Raw genomic sequence first — 20,396 nt, 5'->3', positions numbered from 1 at the left:
TCAAAAGTGATCCTTTAAACGTTCATTTGGTTTTAGCTGCGAATGAGTTGTTTTATGAAATCATATTTTTGTTTTTCTTATGAATTGTTTTCAAAAAAGACAAACAGCCTTACTCAAAAAAATATGAGATAAGGCTGTTCATTAATTTTTATTTATATATGATGATTCGACATTAAAATAAAGTGCAAGATTTATTCCGACCACAATGTAATAGAGGAAATTCGTTTTATGTTTTCTTAAGGTGACGGGAAACCTTTTCTCTGTTGCCGCATATCTTCATTGAACACCATTTTCTTCTTCCGGTGTTATCAAGGAATAATAAGACACATTCTTCATTAGCACATCGCTTCATTAACTTGATCTTTTTTGTATATATAAGCGATAAACCTTCATAAGCGATGAGCGATATAATTGCATCATCAATTTTCCCAATCGGAATACGGGCAAGTTTAGCATCGAGAATCTTATATGAAAATGGAGCCGATTCAATCTTTTTTTCTAAAAAAGTGATAAAAGATTCTCCAGGTTCTTCACCATCTGCAATTTTCTCGAAATTTTCTCTTAGTATTGATCGAAACTTTAGTATTTTCTCAACCATCACAGCGGACAATTCATCTTGTGCATTTTTTAAAGTTAATTGACTGAAAAAAGGGGTTCCTTTCCCCATTAACCTTAACCATTCCAAAAGATCCTCTTTTGACTTTATTAAATTATGACGTTTACCGTAACTCACCACCTCAGTATTAATCAGATCAAGAGGAAGATAGTTAGAGACAAGAGGAAATTTTATGTTTGTCTTTTTTGTCATAAACATACCTCCTTGCAGAACAAATAAAAAATGAAAATGTCACTCGACTTTGTGAAATCGCTACTCATCTCAATGCTTGAATTGGAACAATTTTGATAATAATATTGAGAAGCAATATGTGTTACCTGGCATCATGTAAAAACAGCAGTCAATAAGTATTCAAAAGGACTTATTGACTGCTTATTTTTTTACACATTTTCTCTGATCGTTTCGACCGTCTGTTTGTCACTCGCCATGACCAGCTTAATGAGCATTTCTTTCGCCGCGGCATAATCATCGACATGGATGATAGCGGCATTTGTATGAATGTATCTTGAACAAATGCCGATGACGGCAGACGGAACCCCGCTGTTTGATATGTGGACCCGTCCGGCATCCGTTCCCCCGCCTGAAGCGAAATATTGATAAGGGATATTGTGCGTTTCCGCCATATCAAGGACGAACTCTCTCATCCCGCGGTGCATGACCGTCGTTCTGTCGAGAATGCGGAGCAGCACCCCCTCGCCGAGACGGCCGAACAGCTCCTTATCGCCGCTCATATCATTTGCCGGGCTGGCATCAAGCGCGAAAAAGAGATCAGGCTGAATCATGTTGGCCGCTGTCTGCGCCCCTCTCAAGCCGACTTCCTCCTGAACGGTGGCCCCGGCGTACAGATTGTTCGGCAGGTCTTTTCCTTGCAGCTCTTTTAATAATTCAATGCTTAACCCGCAGCCGTAGCGGTTATCCCACGCTTTGGACAATATTTTCTTCTCGTTGGCCATCGGGGTGAACGGGCAGACCGGCACGACCTGCTGTCCCGGTCTGATCCCCATTTTGACCGCGTCCTCTCTGTCATCGGCACCGATATCAATCATCATATTTTTGATCTCCATCGGCTTTGCGCGCTGGGCATCTGTTAAAATGTGGGGCGGGATGCTTGAGATGACGCCGATAATCGGTCCGTTATCCGTCTGCACCTCGACGCGCTGGGCAAGCAGCACCTGGCTCCACCAGCCGCCTAGCGTCTGAAATCTCAGCATGCCGTTATCCGTAATCTGCGTTACCATAAACCCGACTTCATCCATATGGCCGGCTACCATAACGGTCGGCGCATCTTCAGCGCCGCGCCTTACTCCGAAAACACTTCCGAGTCTGTCCTGCACGATGTCATCCGCATATTTCGCAAGCTCCCGTTTCATAAAGGAGCGGACCTGATGTTCATTTCCCGGTGCGCCGGGAAGCTGCGTCAGCGTCCGGAAAAGCGTTTTCGTTTCCTCATTCATATTTTCCCCTCATTTCTATGTAATGCTTTTATTTTATTAGAAAAACAACCGTTTTCCAAGCGCTCAGATTGAATGGGCTGTAAAACCGCCGCTTTACTTAACACCGTCTGGCATCTTCTGTATAATAAAAACTACGACATAAATGGAGGTGCTTCATATTGAAATTACGTCATTTTCTCTTAGGTGCAGGAGTCGGATTATGCGCTGCCATCGCAGTGAAAAAGTATGCGATGAAACCTTATATCTCTTCAGAAAAAGCGCTCCGTATCGTGAAAGCGGCTTTTAAACAGCGCGGGCCGATAGACGGATCATGGATTTACACAGAGCCCGAGCCCTACCAGGTAAACGGAGAAACCATCCAAGTATACAAAACCGGCGTGACACGTTCGGCATTCGGCGAACTGGAGCAATATGAAGTTATGGTCAATGCAAAAACAGGCCAGATTGTCGATGTCATTGATTCTGTCGCCTCATAATTCGGACAAGCAAAAAATAAAGCCCAAAACCATCAGCGTTTTGGGCTTTATTCGGTTACATCGGCCGAATTCGTTTATATACGGGGTGCCACATCGCGTCCTGCACCGCTTGGATCAGATCCTCGGGTTCCGTTTCCGCTACACCGTCCTGAATGGCTGCTTTCGCTACGGCTACCGCCACGGTTGCCGATACCGTCCTGAGATCCTCCACTTTCGGAAGCATCGGCGCACCGGGCTTGCCGACGTCCACCATACCGGCGATGGCATTCGCGCAGGCAACGAACATATTGTCCGTAATGAGCCTTGCTTTCGTCACAATCGTTCCGAGCCCGAGTCCCGGGAATACGAGCGCGTTATTCGCCTGTCCGATATGGTAGGTAACGCCGTTATACGCAACAGGCGGGAATGGACTTCCCGTAGTGACAAGCGCGCGGCCTTCCGTCCATTTAATTAAATCTTCAGGTTTTGCTTCTGATAATGTCGTCGGGTTTGACATCGGCAAAATAGCGGGCCGTTTGACATGCGAGGCCATTTCTTTGACGATTTCTTCCGTAAATGCGCCTGATACGGTGGATGTGCCGATCAGAATCGTCGGCTTGGCCTGACGCACCGTCTCCGCCAGATCAATTGATCCGCCTTCACCGCTGCGGCCGTACTCTTTCACTTCATCAGCAGGGCGAGCGTACGGAACCTGAAAATCACGCAAGTCCTTCATATCATCCGTTAACAATCCGTTTCTGTCGATACACCAAAAATGGCTGTAGGATTCTTCTTCGCTTAATCCGTCATGCACCATGGCTTCACGCAGTTGCTCAGCAATTCCGATCCCGGCCGTTCCCGCGCCGAAGACGACGACTTTATGCTCTTTTAAAGGCACTTTTGATGCTTTCGCACACGCTAAAACAGCTGCAAGCGATACCGCGCCCGTTCCTTGAATGTCATCGTTAAACGTACAGACTTTATCTTTATACCGTTTTAATATGCCGCGGGCGTTAGCCGTACCGAAATCCTCCCAATGAAGCAGCGCATTCGGGAATGTTTCCCGGGCAAGCGAGACATACTCATCAATAAAGCGGTCATATTTCTCGCCGCGTACTCTTGAATGCTGGTTTCCGACGTAAAGCGGGTCATTTAAGAGGCTTTCCTGATTTGTCCCCGCGTCCAATACGACCGCAAGCACTCGTGACGGATCAATTCCGGCCGCCGCCGTATACACCGCGAGTTTTCCGACAGAAATGGCGATGCCGCCGACGCCCCAGTCACCGATTCCCAGAATGCCCTCCGCATCTGTGGCAACGATTAAGTCAATGTTTTCATTTTTTCCGAACTGCTGAAATGCGGCGCGCATTCCCTCAGGATCATCTATTGACAAATACAGACCGCGGGGTTTTCTGTACTCGTGGCTGTAACGCTGGATCGCGGTGCCGACGGTCGGCGTATATACGATCGGCAGCATTTCGCCTAAATGATCATTTAACAGCCTGTAAAATAACGTTTCATTCCGGTCATGGAGAGCGGTCAAGTAGACATTTTTGCTCAGCTCATCAGGCTGCGAACTGAATTGTTCGTAGGCCCGCCTCGCCTGCTCTTCGATTGTCAATACTTTCGGCGGCAGAAATCCCTCGAGCCCGAGTTCCTTTCTTTCCTCCTGTGTAAAGGCCACCCCTTTATTTAAAAAAGGCGTAGAAAGCACTTCTAATCCGCGCAGAGTTGTTTTGATTTCTCCATCTTTCGTCACTTGAAATTGATTCACCTGTCTCTTCCTTTCAAAGCAATTTGTCTTAGGTTTGCTTTTATTCCCGAAATTCATACAGGTAAATCATCGATCCGCTTATTTTTTCTCCCGTTTGACAGATGCAGCCACTTCGCCGTCTTCGCCCCATTTTACCGCTCTGTAAATCGCGTCGTGATAGAAAATCAGCCAGGCGTCTTTTTCTGCCGCGAACGTCTGCCATTTCTGCTTTTGCGGAATGGAGGTCATCGGATAATCATCATAGGCCAGCACCCATAACGGATTTTTATGCGCGTTCGTCGGCATCAGGTCGGCAAAATGCACAGCCGTCTCCCCTCCGTCTTCTAAGACGATAACGCTGTGGCCGTCGCTGTGGCCGCCGGTGTGGTGCATCGTAATGCCTTCTGTCAGCTGATACTCGTTCTCAAAGGTTTCGACCTGATCTTGTACCGCCTCCCAATTTTCTCTCCAATATGTATTTTTCGATCTGATATTAGGATTTCTCATTTCGCGCCACTCTGTCGCAGAAGTGATAATGCGGGCATTCGGGAAAACAGAGACAAGCTCCTCTCCGCTGTACTCCGTCAGGCCGCTTGCATGGTCAAAATGAAGATGGGTCATCGCGGCAATATGAATGTCCTCACAGGAAAGCCCGAGTTCACGAAGAGATTGTTTCAGATTGGATTCCTGTGTTACGCCGTAATTCCTTTTTTGTTTATCAGAGAATTTCCCTCTGCCGATACCCGCGTCAACCAATATATTCAGGCCGTTTGTTCTGATGAGGATCGGGTCTGTTCTTAATTCAATCTGGTTTTTGTCATTTACGGGGTATTTTCTCGACCATAAAGGCTTCGGGACAACGCCGAACATCGCTCCGCCGTCCATATGCGTTACACCGCCGTCCAGCCATGTTAATGAAATATTCCCAATATTCAATGTCTCCATCTTGATCCCTCCTGATGTAATGGTAGCAAATGGCGGCATAAAAAAACAGACTCCCGCATCAGAGTCTGTCTTTTGTTCTCCATTCAACTTCGGCCCGGTAAATCGGCTGGCCGAGCGCGGAGAATTTTTCTTCGTATTCTGTCATAATATTGCCCTTCGGATCGCTGTTGTGCAGATCAAGGCTGACTTCCGTCAGAAGCAGGCCGTATTCGGAAAAGCTTTTCAGAGAGTATTCGAATAAACCGCGGTTATCGGTTTTAAAATGAATCTCACCTGTTTCGCCCATCACTTCTTCGTATTTTTTCAAGAACGTTTTAAATGTTAAACGGCGCTTTTCGTGACGGTTTTTCGGCCACGGGTCAGAAAAGTTTAAATATACGCGCTTGATTTCTCCCCGTTCAAATACGTCATTCAGTGTTTCCGCGTCTATATTTAACAAACGGACATTGTGAGCCCCGCTGTCCTTAACTTTTTGGACGGCAGTGACGATGACGCTTTTAAACAGCTCAATCCCAATATAGTTGATATCCGGATTCTGCTTGGCCATTCCTGAAATGAACTGCCCTTTTCCCGTACCGACTTCAATATGGATCGGGTTGTCATTGCCAAAGACCGTGTTCCACCGCCCTTTATACTGGGCCGGATCACTGATGGCGATGTCAGCGTTTTCTGCCAGAAAATCATTCGCCCAAGGTTTATGGCGCATTCTCATATGATTGACACCTCTATCTATAATTTCGAGTAACAACATATCATGAAACATAAAGAGCCGCAAGCGCCTTTTAAAGGCGCCGGCTGCATAAAAAAAGAGGCTCCCCGGTCCGGAACACTCATGTGATGCATAAAACCGCACCGCTTTGCACAATGTATGACACAGAAAGGATGTGTATATGAATCATGGGCTTAACAAGCGAACATCAGGTCCGGTTATTAAAGGACATATTGGCCGACCATCAATTGGATTGCTGCGGCACGGTTGCCGAGTATGAACAGCTGGAGCGCGTCATCAAATCACTGATGGCCAACACCGGGCTTGATTCAAATATAAAAAACGTGCTCGAGGATGTCTACCGCTACAGCCAGTCCGGCATCACGGCCGATTCCATCGACACGCATATTCAGGAGCACCAAAACCATTTGTCCCAATGGGTGGAGCAGATGGATTCGTACTCCTGACTACTTGACAATCCGCTTCATCAGGGCATGAAGCTCTTCCATGGCATCATGATACGCTTTGTCGTTTCCTTTTGATTTGTGCCAGGCGATGAAGGTGATGGTCTCCGATAACATGTACCACGCCATCCGCAGCCGAAGCCCTTCCGTGAGCTTCATGCCGTACATCCCAAGCCAGCTGTCCCACGCTGGCTCTTCGACGTAATGATACAATAAAGGGCCGAGATCCATGGCCGGATCGGCTATCATGGCGCCGTCCCAATCTATTAAATACAGCTGGTTGTCTTCAGACAGAAGCCAGTTATTATGATTCACATCACAATGGCAAACGACTTTTTCACCGAATTGCACCTGATCCACATGAGCTTCCAAATAAGCAAGGCCTTCCTGAATAAGCGGCGAAAATTGCCGCACGGCAAAGACGGCCTGCTTCAGCTGCGACAAAAGGGCGCCCGGATCAAGCGGTTCTTTTCCCAATCTTTTCAGCATGTCGAGCAAAGCTTTTGATGTGTGGATTTTGCGGAGCAGCTCAGCCACCGGGCGTCCGCTCATATCCTTTGCCTTCAGCTCCCTGCCCGCCATCCAATGCTGAGCCGTAATGACGTCCCCGTTTTCCATCCGTTTCGTCCAAACCAGCTTCGGAACAATGCCTTCGGCGGATAACACGGCTAAAAAGGGCGAGCTATTACGTTTTAAAAAAAGCTGTTGGCCGTTATGTTTCGCATAATATGCATCTCCTGTAGCTCCTCCGGCGGGGAAGATCTCCCAATCGCTACCTAGTAATTGTCCCAACCAGTTCATATCAATGTTCAACCCATCATTTCTTAAAATATTTTAGAATAGGCCTCCAGCCTTTCTCTATTGGCGGAGCGGCCTGTCATAAACAATTTCATGAGAATAAAAAAGACAGCTATTGAGAGTCTCATATGCTAATCAATAGCCGTCCTATAAATTTTAGCGCTACAGCACAAACTTCGTCAAGCAAAACTAGCAAGAACACCTGTGAATTCTGAAGATTTATGCCGCGAACCGCTCTTTGCCGTGAAACATGTGACGGGTTTCATTTGTTTATTATGTTTTTATTTTCAGCGGCGTACCGCCCGGCATAAGCCGAAACGGCGTCGTTCCGATCAGCTCGCCGTCAGCGTGAAACGGAATTTTCCCATCTGTTTCAAAAACGAATTCCTTCCCCTTTATCATCGTCACTCCGTCCATTTTGATATGCCGGCCGAAGCTCATCGCCCATAAAAAACGATACAGCGAGAAAAAGGACAGGTTTTCTGCGATGACAATATCAAAATGGTTTTGACGGGGATTTGCTGAAGGCGCCGCTTTCATGCCGCCTCCGTAATAAGGGTGATTAGCCGCAATGACAAACCAGACATTGCGGAATTCACGCCTCTGGCCGTCTGCCGTGCAAACAAATCTGAACGGCTGAAACCCCGAGGCCGTATGTAAATGCGCGAGTGGGTAAATCACAAAACCGAGACGCAAAAACCGAAGAACGCGCGATAACGGAAAATTCGCGGCTGCCTTCAAAACTGAGGCATCGAAGCCGACAGACAGGTGGTTAATAAAATAAAGTGATTGCGCTTTGTCATGAAAAAAGTTGATGTTTCCCGCAAAAAATTTCCGTGTGAGCGGGCGGTGCAGACTTTTGATTTCTTGGAGAAGCGCCGACTTCTTAATACCGAGCCCTTTCGAAAAGTCATTGTACGAACCGGCAGGCACAAAGGTCAGCTCAATCTGATCCGTTCCTTTCAGTCCGTTAATGACTTCATGCATCGTCCCGTCACCGCCGATGACGAACAGCCGCTTAAGCTTATGATCCTGCATCATTGAAATCTGTCTCGCCAGCACCTCCGCATGTCCGGGATGCCCGGTCAAAAAAGAGCGGTGGCTGACCCCGCGCCTGGTCAGCTCTTTTTGAACTGATTTCCAGACACGCCGGCCCCGCCCGCCTCCTGAGACCGGATTAATAATAAAAAACCATTGACTCATCGTTTGTTTTCACCTGCTTCATAGATGAAGAGACAGCCGGCAAACGTCCGTTTTAATCAAGCCATTCCTGTCTCCGGCTTGAATCGCTCAAGCCGTAAGACAAAAGAGCCTTCGCCGCCTTCAGCTGGTGGTGCTTGATCGGCGCCGTATTTTTCTGCTGCTTTTCCACCCACTCTGCGGCAGTCCGTTTATCAGCTATTTCCAGCCCGTACGGCGGCTCCGGGTAATCAATATAAGACGTTCTGCTGAGCAAAAGCTTCCGCACGGGAATGTCGGCCTGCTTTTCTTTTACGATTTGCGAAACGACCGAGCCTGTCCGGTGCAGGCTGAGAGACGGATTCAATACTTGGCGCGTGCTGCCGGAGCCCCTTTCTTCCCAAAAACGGTGTTTTGATCCGATATATACGCTGTCCTCTTCCGCTTCCATAAAAGCGGCGCAGAAAATCTCCAGCGGCGAGATGATGATCATACTCAGTTCGACGGACGCCTGCTGAATTTGGAGAACCGGATGATACATCACAAAATAGGAATCGGGCAGCTTTTGAGCCAGCATTTTTAACATCCTGTCCCTTTTGACCGCCTGCGAAAGCTCAGACTTTTGAGAAAGCGTGGAGCTCGCCCATTTTAATTGAAAGTCATACAGCTGATCTTTGAAAAAAGGCGCGAGCTCAGATTTTTGAGACGGAAGATTCCCGAACAGCGCCTCTTCTCCCTCCGGCTCATCAAACCATTGGTGCCTCTTTTCATTTATATCGGCCGTATTTTCTTCTTTTCTCTTTTTTAAAGAAAATTTTTTCCTGGCCGGCGCTTGATCGGTTTCCCCGCCTGCAGCCGTTTCCGTTTCTTTTTCTTCCGTCATCCGGTCAAACGCTTCAAGAAGCGCCTCCCAGCGTTCTTTCTTCAGCCGGATAAACTGGTTCATATAATGATATGGATCAAGTTCATATCTGGATATGCAGTCGTGAATTTTGATGATCTGTGCCATGTGATTTCTCCACTCCGAATATTTGTTTATGTCAATTGAAACTGTGCGATTTCTTCGTATTTAGGCGACCGGTCAAGATGGGTCTGAAAAAGGGAAAACCGGCTGACGGCACTTTGCACCCTGCCGCTTTCAAACGGCACATCGTCAGGAAACGGCCTGTCTCCCGCCCACTTCCGCGCCATCGTCATATGAGGTTGATACGGCCGTTTTTCCACTTGAAAACCGGCTTTCAAAACAGCCTGTTTTGTTTTTTCCCGCAAATCAAAGAGCAGTTCATTCCGTTCGGGCTCAAGGTGAAGCACTCTCGGCTGTCTGCGGTCGCCGAAAATATCCAGATGCTGAAACTGTACGGTAAACGGCTGCGCTGCCGACGCTGCATCTGCGAGCAGAGACGATAATTTCGCAAGCCGTTCTTCATCCGCGGCTCCTAGAAAAATGAGCGTAATATGATAGTCATGCGGATGCACCCATTTTTTGAATGATAACGCCGGCTCCTTTTTGGCTGCTTCCCAAATCGGTTCAGCAATGTCAGCCGGAATCGGAATGCCGATAAAATAATGCGGCAATGAAGCTTTCATACGAGGATCTCCCCCTCTTTGGTTATGGTGTTATTATAAAACGGATAAGCGGAGAGGAGAACCCTGTCCGCTCATTATGATAGGATATTATGTACTGAACGTTTTATACAGAAAGGAATGAGCCGGCCTTGAAAATCGTAAACAGCACGGCGGAGCTGATCGGCGGCACACCGATCGTAAAGCTCAATCGCCTTCAGCCAGAACATGCAGCACAGGTCTATTTAAAATTAGAATCGTTTAACCCGAGCGGCAGTGTCAAAGACAGAGCGGCTTACAATATGATCATTGAAGCGGAAAACAGCGGGCATTTAAAACCCGGCTCTGTCATCATTGAACCGACAAGCGGCAACACAGGCATCGGCCTGGCGATGAACGCGGCGGCGCGCGGCTACAAGGCAATCCTCGTCATGCCTGACACGATGACGAAAGAACGCATCAACCTCCTGAAAGCGTACGGCGCGGAGGTTGTGTTAACACCGGGGGCGGAAAGAATGCCCGGCAGCATCAAAAAAGCGAAAGAACTCGCCGAACAGATCCCGGGAAGTTTTATCCCGATGCAATTCGATAACGGCGCTAATCCAGATGCCCACCGAAAAACGACCGCCATTGAAATCTATCAGGCCGTTCAGCAGCTCAACAGACCGCTCGGTGCTTTTGTGGCAACGGCGGGAACGGGCGGAACCATTACCGGAACCGGAGAAACGCTGAAGGAGCTTTTCCCGGATATGATTGTTCATGTGGCCGAGCCCGCGGGATCTCCCGTCCTGTCTGGCGGAAAACCCGGCGCTCATAAGCTTGTCGGGACAAGCCCCGGATTTATTCCCGGCATACTGAATCAGGACGTTTACGATGAAATCATGAAAATATCTGATGAAGATGCTTATACGACAACACGTCGTCTGGCCCGGGAAGAAGGTATACTCGTCGGCCCGTCTTCAGGCGCCGCCTGCTTCGCCGCCATTGAAACCGCAAAACGCCTCCCTTCCGAACAGATCGTCATCTGTATGACGGCCGATACGGGGGAACGTTATTTATCAACGGATTTATGGTCATTTGAATGATAAAAAGGGATGCCGCTTTCGGCGTCCCTTTTTATTATCACTTGGCAAGCTCATAAATGGCTTCGGCGTATAAAGCGGTTGACCGGAGAAGGTCATCGATTTCAATGTACTCATCCTTTTGATGCGCGCTGTCAGGCCGGCCGGGGAACAGCGGCCCGAACGCGACGCCCGCCGAAAGGGATCTCGCATACGTTCCTCCGCCGATTGAAATCAGATCCGCTTTCTTTCCCGTCTGTCCTTCGTAAACCTTTTGAAGCGTCTTTACGAGCGGATGATCGGCAGAAACGTGGTGCGGTTTGCTGTCTTTAAATTCTTCAAGCCTGAATTCTTCAGCAGACGTAAAAGCATCACGGATGACTTTGCTGTCTGAAGTGACGGGATAACGGATGTTGATGCCGAGTTCTCCTTCCTCACCCTTTCTGTATGTAAAGGTGCCGACATTCAATGTAAGCTCTCCGCTGATGTCATCCCTGCAATCAATTTTCAGTTTTTTGCCTCGTGTATCATTTGAAAAATAGTCACTGACGGTTTTGACAAAGTGCTTTCCGGCTCCATCCAGCTCCGTTCCGTTAAGGCATTCAGCAAGCTTTAAGCCGGCATTGACACCATTATCCGGTTCCATCGCATGGCATGATTTTCCGTATACCCGAAGCGTCAGTTTTCCATTTTCCGAAACTGCTTCACCTTGTGTTTTTGACTGCTCAAGCCATTTGCTGAAATATGCGTGCACGGCATCAAGACCGTTCCCTTCAATAACCGCTTCAGCCGCATCCGGCACCATGTTCAAGCGCAGTCCTGAACGGAAGGACAGAAGCCCGTTTTTTGCGTCTTTATCAGAAGCGCTTTTTGCAATGCGCAGTGACGCATCTATAATTCCTTTTTCCGCGTTAATGATCGGAAAATCCGCGTCAGGAGCAAAGCCGATGTCAGGCATTTTTTCGTGTTTGAAGTAGTGATCCACGCATCTCCAATCACTTTCTTCATCCGTTCCGATGATGATTCTCACGCGTTTGGATAAAGGAAGCTGCATGTCTTTGACGATTTTCAGCGCATAAAACGCCGCCATTGTCGGCCCTTTATCATCAATGGCGCCTCTGGCATATATCCGGCCGTCCCTGATATCGGCTGAAAACGGATCGCTCGTCCAGCCGTCTCCGGGCGGAACGACATCGACGTGGCACAGAACGCCGACGATTTCGTCACCCGTTCCCCATTCAATATGGCCCGCATAGCCGTCAAGATTCTTTACGGTGAAGCCTTCTTTTTCACCGAATTCCAGCAGTGACGTCAGGCTGGCATTGACGCCTTCTCCAAACGGCCGGCCGGGACCGGCTGTTGTTTCGTCCATTACGCTGTTGATCTGCAAAAACTTCTGCGTGTCACGGATCAGATCTTCTTTGTTTCTGATGACTTCAACTTCCCAGTTCATCACAAATCCCCTTTCTTGATAAAGACTTGCAAAATGTCGATAAAACGAATAATATAGATGATGTTTTGAAAAAATGTTCGTCATTGGAGGTACTTATGTTTCATCTCGACAAGCATCAAACGACAATAAAAAGAGAAATTACCGCGGGATTGACCACCTTTTTCACAATGGTATATATCATTGTCGTCAATCCGGTGATCCTTTCCAATGCGGGAATTCCGTTTGACCAGGTGTTCACCGCGACGATTATCGCTTCCATTGTCGGAACTTTATGGATGGCTCTCGCTGCGAATTTTCCGATCGCCATTGCCCCCGGCATGGGCTTAAACGCGTATCTCGCCTTTCACGTTGTCGGCACAGGCAGCGGCATTACGTATCAGACGGCTTTCAGCGCCGTTTTTATCGCGGGAGTCATCTTTATTATTTTATCGTTAACGCCTTTAAGAAAACAACTTATAGAAGCGATTCCGGACAATTTAAAATACGGAATTACGACCGGCATCGGCTTATTTATCGCTTTTATCGGCTTACGCCAATCCGGAATCATCACCGCTGATAAATCTAATCTGGTCGCACTCGGCGATCTTCATTCGCCCGCCGTCATTTTAACGCTTATCGGACTTATCATCAGTATTGTACTGATGGTGCTGAATGTAAACGGGGCTCTGTTCATCGGAATGGCGCTGACCGCTATCATTGCCTTTTTGACCGGACAGATCCATTTCGCGAAAGGATTCATGTCCTTCCCGCACCTGCCGGAGGGGCTTTTGATCACAAATCCGTTCGGTGCCCTCGGGGATGTCGTGCATCACGGTCTGTACGCCGTTGTGTTTTCTTTTCTTCTCGTTACGATTTTTGACACGACCGGCACCATGATCGGTGTCGCCGAACAAGCGGGATTGATCAAAAACAATCAGCTGCCGAATGCCAGAAGAGCGCTTTTGGCTGATTCGACCGCTACGACGGTGGGAAGCATCTTCGGCACCAGCCCGACGACCGCGTTCGTTGAATCTTCAGCAGGTGTGGCGGCCGGCGGAAGAACGGGTCTGACGGCGCTGACGATAGCCGTTATGTTTGCCGTTTCCATGTTTTTCAGCCCGCTTGTCAGCGTCTTATCGGAAGTGTCCGCGATTACGTCACCGGCTCTGATTATTGTCGGCAGCCTGATGATGGGCGCAGTCTCAAATATCCGCTGGAATGAGCTTGATGAAGCGTTCCCGGCCTTTCTCGTCATTTTGGCGATGCCTTTAACGTCCAGTATTTCAACCGGAATCGCACTCGGCTTCATTTCATATCCGCTTGTTAAAGCAGCTAAGAAAAAATGGCGCGAAATCCATCCTCTAGTCATCATCTTCGCCGTGCTGTTTTTTATTCAGCTTTTTATTTTGAACGGACATTAAGAAAAATCCCTTTCCTTTTTCGGAAAGGGATTTTCACATATAAAGAACGGAAAGAATCGCGGCAATGAGACACCAGGCGGAACAGATGATTTGAATGACGGTTAATGCGCTGTTTCGCGCCCTGAAATAGTCATCACTGTCTCTCTTGATACCGCTTAAAACCGGTTTATCCGTGATCCGGTCAAATAAAAGCGACGCGGCATAGCGGCTGACGATCGCAAATAAAATAAGGACTGCCGGCTTCACTAAGAGCGGAAGAACGAGAATAAGAGCCGTAAAAGCCGCGGTTAAAAGGTAAAGCTGCCGGAGATACCCGCCGTTTCGGATCAGCACTTTAAAGAACAATTCTTTCCACGCCGTATACGCCGACCGTTTTGTAAAGATGTGCTTTGAGCCGGGATATAAAAACGGCTTGCTCCGCCCTTTATTTTTACCATTCGGGAGCTGCACATCATGGCTGAGCATCAAAACAGAGGCCGCGAATGAAAGCTTGCGCCTGTTCTCTTCAAGCACTTCTTCCTCAAAGGCTGATAATGTCTCCGTCCCTTTCCAAGTCAAAAGAGCGGAACAGATGAACAATATACAGCCCGCCGGCCAAAGCCAATACCATTCGGCGGCAAAGACGATCATAAAAAACGCCCCCGCCATCAGAACCATCACTTTCAGCCAGCCCGCCGCCTGATTCCCGAATGTCCGCCTGCTGTTTTTTCTGTGCCGGTGCACCGCTAATATTGCAGTATGGAAGCCGAACAGACAGCAAAACATACCTGAATATGCCGGTAAGGTACAGTCACCGTATTGGCGCCATAAGGGAAATAACAATACGGCAAGCGCACCCCATTTGATAAGGGAAAGGAACATCGAATACAAAAGCGCATACCGTTTCAGCTTTTGCATCAGATGTTTTGCATGCACCAAAAATACGTGATCCGCTTCCAGCAAAAAGGTATGAATAAAACCCGTGCACAACAGCAGGGCACTGAATACATACAGCCAGCCCCACCCTAATACTCCTGCCGCTCCATTAAGAAGCCCCCTGCCGTTCAGCCAATCAGCATATTGATAAACGGCAAATGCGGCAGCGGGAAGAACGATATACAGCGCGACCGTCCAATCAATGACCGTCTGGAACACCTTCCATTGATAGCGCCAATAATGAAACAGCCTTTGAAAAAACAAAGCCCGCCCGGTCATCGCTGACTGCTCCGAACCGCTGAATAAAAGCAATCCAGCAGTGAACGGCTCCCCGTTTTTTCCTGAAGCTCCTCTAACGTGCCTTGAAGAAGCAGAGCGCCCTGATCCAGCAAATAAAACCGGTCGCAGATTTTTTCCGCCGTATCCAGAACATGAGTGCACATCAAAATCCCCGCGCCCCTTTCTTTCTCAGCAATCAGCATGTCGGTAAACAGCTTCGTTGAGATCGGATCAAGTCCGATAAAAGGCTCATCAATGATGTAAATATCCGGCTTCGCCAAAAATGCCTGTATGAGCATCAATTTTTGCTGCATCCCTTTTGAAAAGCCGGAAGGCAAATCATGTTTTACAGAAGTCAGCGAAAACTCTTCAAGCAGCCGCCCTGCCCGCTCACGGCATTCTTCCCCTTCTATACCCCGCAATGACCCGGTCAGCTCGAGGTGCTCCCAAAGCGTCAGTTCATCGTAAAAACTCGGACGCTCCGGTATGTAAGCATAAGATGAATCATTCCACTCAATACCGCCTTCTATATCCCGGGACAGCCCGAGAACCGCCTTTATCACTGTACTTTTCCCCGCGCCGTTCGCTCCGATTAAACCGGCAATTTCACCAGCGTTGACTGACAGAGATACATCAGAAATCACCTTCGGCCTGTCAGCATAACCGGCGCAGACAATGTTTGCATTCAATAATTCTCCCAAACTTCTCACTCCCCCGTTTTCATACGGACATGTATAAAAAAAGTTTCAGTTTCCATAATAATAAAAGCGGACCGGACATAGTAATGCACCAAGGCGGCACCCATTTGGAAAAAATTATCTGCGCTTATTCCTAGATTCATGTCGTCCATATCGTGTATAATGGAGGCAGTTAAAAGAGAAAAACAGAATGTCATCCTTTGTTGCTTATTCGTACGAAGTTTTAGAGTCGAAAGTTGTGGTATATCAAGTCCATCCGATCTTATGATAGGGAGTGGTTTTTTGAAACCTTCAACAAATCGTATGCTGACTCGGATTAAATCAGTTTACATGTTCATCCAGGAAAAAGGCCTTGTGACAACACAGGAACTGGTTGATGAATTCGGCATTACACCTAGAACCATTCAGCGAGACTTAAATGTGTTAGCATACAATGATCTTGTTCATAGTCCTAGCCGAGGCAAGTGGGAGACAACACGAAAAAAAGTGAAAATTACATCTTAAGCGAACAATTACATAAGGCCCTTTTCGGCCTGACATGCTGCAAGGCAAAGCAGCGTCTTTGCCTTGTTTTTTGTTCCTCTATATAAAAAGCCCAAAACAAATCTGTTTTGGGCTTTTCTGATATCGATTACACTTCAGCGCCTCTCAGCGTTTCGAGCTCCTCTTCAGTCAGCTCGCGGAATTCTCCCGGTTTAAGATCCGGGTCAAGAGAAACAGCCCCCATCGAAAGCCGCTTCAAATAAGCCACTTCATTTCCGACAGCCTTTGCCATCAGCTTCACCTGATGATATTTGCCTTCTGTAATGGTCAAGTGAATCACCGTTTCATCCGGGCTTTCTGTAATGATTTCAACGGCTGCCGGCTTCGTCTTATAGCCTCCTTCAATGACGACGCCTCTTTCCAGATGAACGATGTCTTCCGGTGACAGGGGTGAAGTTAACCGGACCTCATATGTTTTAGGCACATGCTTTTTCGGAGAAAGCAGGCGATGAGCGAGCTGCCCGTCATTGGTCAAAAGCAAAAAGCCTTCCGTATCCTTATCAAGACGTCCCGCCGGAAACGGTTCAAATCGCTGTTCTTCAGGCGTCAGCAGATCAACCACCGTTTGCTGGCGGCTGTCTTCGGTAGCGGACAGCACTCCTTGCGGCTTATTCATCATGACATAAATAAATTCACGATAATCTGCCGGCTCTCCGTATACCGTGATGTCCTGTTTTTCCGGATCGACATGGGTTTTCACATCTTTCGCCGGCTCTCCGTCAATCATGACAGCCCCAGCCTTGACGATTTTTTTCACATCTTTTCTTGAGCCGAATCCGCTGTTGGCAAGCAGCTTATCAAGTCTCATCCTGATCCTCTCCTTTAAAAAGAAAAGCCCGCGATAAGCGGACTATTCATTATTCTTAATGGGCGGAATGCCTGCCTCTTCTCAAAACGCGGGGCAGACGGTTTCCAAACATTTTCTGTAAAAATCCGATTCGGTACGCGGCAAACATGTACACCGCACCGCCGACAGCGGCGCAGACAAAGACGACAATCGCCGCATGCACCTGGCCGCTTTGGTATGTTACAAAGAAGCTGAGCAGCCATTGAGTCAGCTTGACCGCGACTCCCATCAGGACGGACAGGACTGCGATTAAAATGACCCGTTTTATAAGTACCGTATACGAATAGCCCGCATGGCGCTTAATCATGATAAAACCGTACAGAAGAGAAGCGATATAACCGAGCGCCGTTGCCAAGATGGCCCCGTCCCCCTGAAACAGCTTGATCAGCGGCACGTTCAGCACCACTTTTATAATGACGCCGATGAAAAGGCTCACGACAGCAAATTTCTGTTTATTAATCCCTTGCAGGATCGCGGCGTTTACGGTAAACAGAGAAAACAGAATCGCGACAGGCGCGTACCAGAACAATATATCCTGTCCGATATCCGGGCGAAGACTTTCAGAGCCGTAGAAGAACGTATAGGCCGGACCCGATAACACGGACATCCCGACAACGGCGGGAATAACCAAAAACAGAATGATTTGCATCGTCTGGTTAATCTGCTGGTTCAAAAGCTTATAATTCCTGCTCGTAAACGATTCAGTAATCGTCGGAATCAGCGTCAGACCGAAAGCGGTCGCCAGAGAAACCGGGATCATAACAAGCTTCGGCACATAAAGGGTGACAATCGCAAGCATGTCCTGGCTGATATCCTTATGGCCCGCCGCAATCATCGCTTTATTAAACGTATTCGTATCGATATATGAATACAAAGGAATCGCCAGTCCGACAAATACGTAAGGAGCGGCATAACTGAAAAGCTCAATGAACATTTTTTTATAACTTAAGTTCGCAGACGGGACGAGATTCGGCTTCATCGCCAGGAGATCGCCCTTCCGCTTATTCCAGTAAATATAAAGGACGACAAGCCCTCCGAATGATCCGATCAGCGCCGCGAAAGTCGCGTATCCGACCGCGATGACAAGGCCGCCGTTGATCACTCTTAAAATCAAATACGTTGCGCCCAATAAAAAGATGATCCGGGCAAGCTGCTCCACAACCTGTGAAACGGCTGTCGGCCCCATCATCTGGTGACCTTGGAAAAAACCGCGCACAAGACTCATAATCGGCACGACCAAAAGTGCCAGACTGACCATCCGGATGACATAAACGACGTGGTCAATCGTAAGTCCGTTGTTACTCGTGCCGCCGAGAGATGTTTCCGCAAAAAACGGCGCCGAAATATAAAGAATTGAAAAAGCGATCATCCCGGTTACGAGCATAACCGACATTCCCGCTCTCAGCATCCGCCTGCTCGTCTCATAGTCTCCTTTGGAGTTATATTTCGAGACAAATTTTGAAACCGCGGCGGGAAATCCCATCGTGGCAATGTTTAAAAACAGTGTATATTGATTATATCCGTATTGAAACAAAGCTCCGCCCGTCGCTCCGACCATCGCTCCGAACGGGATCAGATAAATCATCCCTAAAATCCGCGATATATAGGTGCCGAGCGTCAGCACGAACGTGCCCCTTAACAATTTGCTTGACATGTTTCCTCATCACCATTTTCTACGAAGATTCAACTTTTCTATTTTAACACAACTGGGCAATTAGACGGTAATAATTACAGCGGGAAACTTTTTGGGAAAACCCTTTAAAAAACAAAATACGTTTAAGGATTCCCTTTCTTTCGCTATAATAGCAGAAAGCGGACATTTCCGCCTATTATACGTGAAAAAGAAAGTTGTTGATGAAATATGAAACATTATGACGTGATTGTGATCGGCGGCGGTCCGTCCGGTTTAATGGCTGCGATTGCCGCAGGCGAAGAAGGGGCGGACGTATTATTAATCGATAAAGGAAACAAGCTGGGACGGAAGCTGGCGATTTCCGGCGGCGGGCGCTGCAACGTGACCAACCGCCTCCCCGTTGAAGAAATCATCAAACACATCCCCGGCAACGGCCGCTTTTTATACAGCGCGTTTTCCGAATTTAATAATGAAGATATCATCGCCTTTTTTGAAAAACTCGGCATTCAGCTGAAAGAAGAAGACCACGGGCGCATGTTCCCGGTGACGGACAAAGCGCAAAGCGTTGTCGATGCGCTTTTGAACCGATTAAAACAACTGAATGTCACCATCCGCACAAATGAAAAAATCAAAGAAGTGCGGTACGAGAACGGCAGGACAGCAGGCATTACGACAAACAATGACGAACACATTAACGCAGACGCCGTCATTATCGCGGTCGGCGGAAAATCAGTCCCGCATACCGGCAGCACCGGAGACGGCTATGCATGGGCGGAAGCGGCCGGTCATACCGTGACCGAACTCTTTCCGACGGAAGTGCCGGTTACGTCGTCAGAACCGTTTATTAAACAAAAAACACTTCAGGGGCTGTCTCTTAGAAACACGGCCGTCAGCGTCCTGAATAAAAAAGGCAAACCAATCGTCACACATGTGATGGACATGCTGTTTACCCATTTCGGCTTGTCAGGCCCCGCCATTCTCCGCTGCAGCCAATTTGTCGTCAAAGAACTGAAAAAGCAGCCAGAGGTCAAACTCCGCATCGATCTGTTTCCCGGCATCAACGAGGAAGAGTTATTTCAAAAGATGCACAAGGAACTGAAAGACGCACCGAAAAAAGCGCTCAAAAACGCGCTGAAGCCGTGGATGCAGGAACGGTACCTGCTTTTTCTTCTGGAACGGAACGGTCTTGATCCGCAGACAAGCTTTACGGAACTGCCGAAGGATCAATTCAGGGCTTTTGTCAAAGACTGCAAACAATTTACGGTTGCCGCTGACGGAACGCTTTCTTTGGACAAAGCGTTTGTCACAGGCGGAGGTGTTTCCGTAAAAGAGATTGAGCCGAAACAAATGGCGTCTAAAAAAATGGAAGGCTTATATTTTTGCGGAGAAATACTCGACATTCACGGCTATACCGGGGGCTACAATATCACTTCAGCCTTTGTCACGGGTCGTCTCGCCGGTTTGAATGCAGGACGTTTCTCACGCTCGCTCTAAATGGTTTAAAGCGCATTTACCTGAGCGTCCCCGTTGATAATTGACCAAAAACATGATAGAGTTTTCTGCGTTTTGTTTCACCTGATTGAGGGAATAGGAAGAAAGGAATGATCTGCAATCGTACGACCACACTAAAA

Annotated in this window: 20 protein-coding genes; 6 read left to right on the top strand and 14 right to left on the bottom strand. The window is 48.0% G+C overall.

The window, feature by feature from the left end; all coding sequences use genetic code 11:
* Nucleotides 1–226: 226 nt before the first annotated feature.
* Together AR442_RS04630 and AR442_RS04625 are read right to left on the bottom strand one after the other, a co-directional pair.
* Nucleotides 227–808 carry a CGNR zinc finger domain-containing protein gene (locus AR442_RS04630; RefSeq protein ID WP_014418661.1) on the bottom strand — a complete coding sequence of 194 codons (582 nt, stop codon included), beginning with the start codon at nt 806–808 and terminating at the stop codon, nt 227–229.
* Nucleotides 809–996: 188 nt separating this feature from the next.
* Complete coding sequence (locus AR442_RS04625) at nt 997–2,070, bottom strand: M42 family metallopeptidase (RefSeq protein WP_014418662.1); 1,074 nt, start codon at nt 2,068–2,070, stop codon at nt 997–999.
* Nucleotides 2,071–2,228: 158 nt separating this feature from the next.
* Between AR442_RS04625 and AR442_RS04620 the strand changes: the two genes are divergently transcribed.
* Complete coding sequence (locus AR442_RS04620) at nt 2,229–2,546, top strand: PepSY domain-containing protein (RefSeq protein ID WP_003152366.1); 318 nt, start codon at nt 2,229–2,231, stop codon at nt 2,544–2,546.
* A 55-nt stretch (nt 2,547–2,601) separates the two neighbouring features.
* Here AR442_RS04620 and AR442_RS04615 read toward each other — a convergent pair whose 3' ends face one another.
* From AR442_RS04615 to trmB, 3 genes are all read right to left on the bottom strand, one after another.
* A complete protein-coding gene (locus tag AR442_RS04615) occupies nt 2,602–4,299 on the bottom strand; it encodes an NAD-dependent malic enzyme (RefSeq protein WP_007408782.1) in 1,698 nt (565 codons plus the stop codon).
* A gap of 78 nt (nt 4,300–4,377) precedes the next feature.
* Nucleotides 4,378–5,223 (bottom strand): YtnP family quorum-quenching lactonase, encoded by an 846-nt coding sequence (locus AR442_RS04610; protein ID WP_032863531.1) that lies wholly within the window; start codon nt 5,221–5,223, stop codon nt 4,378–4,380.
* A gap of 58 nt (nt 5,224–5,281) precedes the next feature.
* Nucleotides 5,282–5,935: a tRNA (guanosine(46)-N7)-methyltransferase TrmB gene (trmB, locus tag AR442_RS04605; protein WP_003152359.1), complete on the bottom strand. Its 654-nt coding sequence runs from the start codon at nt 5,933–5,935 to the stop codon at nt 5,282–5,284.
* A gap of 185 nt (nt 5,936–6,120) precedes the next feature.
* Between trmB and AR442_RS04600 the strand changes: the two genes are divergently transcribed.
* On the top strand, nt 6,121–6,399 hold the full coding sequence (locus AR442_RS04600) for a YtzH-like family protein (protein ID WP_003152357.1): 279 nt from the start codon (nt 6,121–6,123) through the stop codon (nt 6,397–6,399).
* Here the strand turns inward: AR442_RS04600 and AR442_RS04595 are convergent, their stop codons facing one another.
* The 4 genes from AR442_RS04595 to thpR form a co-directional block, all read right to left on the bottom strand.
* Complete coding sequence (locus tag AR442_RS04595; protein ID WP_003152355.1) at nt 6,400–7,197, bottom strand: phosphotransferase family protein; 798 nt, start codon at nt 7,195–7,197, stop codon at nt 6,400–6,402.
* A gap of 270 nt (nt 7,198–7,467) precedes the next feature.
* Nucleotides 7,468–8,397: a YegS/Rv2252/BmrU family lipid kinase gene (locus tag AR442_RS04590; protein WP_007408786.1), complete on the bottom strand. Its 930-nt coding sequence runs from the start codon at nt 8,395–8,397 to the stop codon at nt 7,468–7,470.
* Nucleotides 8,398–8,449: 52 nt separating this feature from the next.
* Nucleotides 8,450–9,382 carry a hypothetical protein gene (locus AR442_RS04585; RefSeq protein ID WP_014418665.1) on the bottom strand — a complete coding sequence of 311 codons (933 nt, stop codon included), beginning with the start codon at nt 9,380–9,382 and terminating at the stop codon, nt 8,450–8,452.
* Between the two features lie 26 nt (nt 9,383–9,408).
* Nucleotides 9,409–9,960, bottom strand: coding sequence for an RNA 2',3'-cyclic phosphodiesterase (gene thpR / locus AR442_RS04580; RefSeq protein ID WP_014418666.1), 552 nt, complete (start codon nt 9,958–9,960; stop codon nt 9,409–9,411).
* A 128-nt stretch (nt 9,961–10,088) separates the two neighbouring features.
* Between thpR and cysK the strand changes: the two genes are divergently transcribed.
* Nucleotides 10,089–11,021, top strand: a complete 933-nt coding sequence (cysK, locus tag AR442_RS04575; RefSeq protein ID WP_007408789.1) for a cysteine synthase A — start codon at nt 10,089–10,091, stop codon at nt 11,019–11,021.
* Nucleotides 11,022–11,058: 37 nt separating this feature from the next.
* On the opposite strand, the gene pepV is transcribed toward cysK, so the two are convergent.
* Nucleotides 11,059–12,450: a dipeptidase PepV gene (pepV, locus tag AR442_RS04570; RefSeq protein ID WP_014418667.1), complete on the bottom strand. Its 1,392-nt coding sequence runs from the start codon at nt 12,448–12,450 to the stop codon at nt 11,059–11,061.
* A 95-nt stretch (nt 12,451–12,545) separates the two neighbouring features.
* Here pepV and AR442_RS04565 point away from each other — a divergent pair, with 95 nt between their 5' ends.
* Entirely contained in the window at nt 12,546–13,850 is a 1,305-nt protein-coding gene (locus tag AR442_RS04565; RefSeq protein WP_014418668.1) for an NCS2 family permease, read from the top strand.
* A gap of 33 nt (nt 13,851–13,883) precedes the next feature.
* Here the strand turns inward: AR442_RS04565 and AR442_RS04560 are convergent, their stop codons facing one another.
* Both AR442_RS04560 and AR442_RS04555 read right to left on the bottom strand, forming a co-directional pair.
* The gene (locus AR442_RS04560; RefSeq protein WP_014418669.1) at nt 13,884–15,044 is read right to left on the bottom strand and encodes an ABC transporter permease; all 1,161 of its coding nucleotides are present in this window, start codon (nt 15,042–15,044) and stop codon (nt 13,884–13,886) included.
* A complete protein-coding gene (locus AR442_RS04555; protein ID WP_014418670.1) occupies nt 15,041–15,745 on the bottom strand; it encodes an ABC transporter ATP-binding protein in 705 nt (234 codons plus the stop codon). The genes AR442_RS04560 and AR442_RS04555 overlap by 4 nt, the downstream gene beginning before the upstream one ends.
* A 279-nt stretch (nt 15,746–16,024) precedes the next feature.
* Between AR442_RS04555 and AR442_RS04550 the strand changes: the two genes are divergently transcribed.
* Nucleotides 16,025–16,246, top strand: a complete 222-nt coding sequence (locus AR442_RS04550; protein ID WP_003152337.1) for a DeoR family transcriptional regulator — start codon at nt 16,025–16,027, stop codon at nt 16,244–16,246.
* A 127-nt stretch (nt 16,247–16,373) separates the two neighbouring features.
* Here the strand turns inward: AR442_RS04550 and AR442_RS04545 are convergent, their stop codons facing one another.
* Nucleotides 16,374–17,093 carry a pseudouridine synthase gene (locus AR442_RS04545; RefSeq protein ID WP_007408795.1) on the bottom strand — a complete coding sequence of 240 codons (720 nt, stop codon included), beginning with the start codon at nt 17,091–17,093 and terminating at the stop codon, nt 16,374–16,376.
* Nucleotides 17,094–17,148: 55 nt separating this feature from the next.
* Nucleotides 17,149–18,786, bottom strand: a complete 1,638-nt coding sequence (locus tag AR442_RS04540; protein WP_014418671.1) for a putative polysaccharide biosynthesis protein — start codon at nt 18,784–18,786, stop codon at nt 17,149–17,151.
* A gap of 207 nt (nt 18,787–18,993) precedes the next feature.
* Here AR442_RS04540 and AR442_RS04535 point away from each other — a divergent pair, with 207 nt between their 5' ends.
* Nucleotides 18,994–20,259, top strand: coding sequence for a BaiN/RdsA family NAD(P)/FAD-dependent oxidoreductase (locus AR442_RS04535; RefSeq protein ID WP_014418672.1), 1,266 nt, complete (start codon nt 18,994–18,996; stop codon nt 20,257–20,259).
* The last annotated feature ends 137 nt before the right edge of the window (nt 20,260–20,396 follow it).

This window comes from Bacillus velezensis, assembly GCF_001461825.1.
Classification (GTDB): domain Bacteria; phylum Bacillota; class Bacilli; order Bacillales; family Bacillaceae; genus Bacillus; species Bacillus velezensis.
This window is presented reverse-complemented; position numbering and strand designations above follow the sequence as displayed.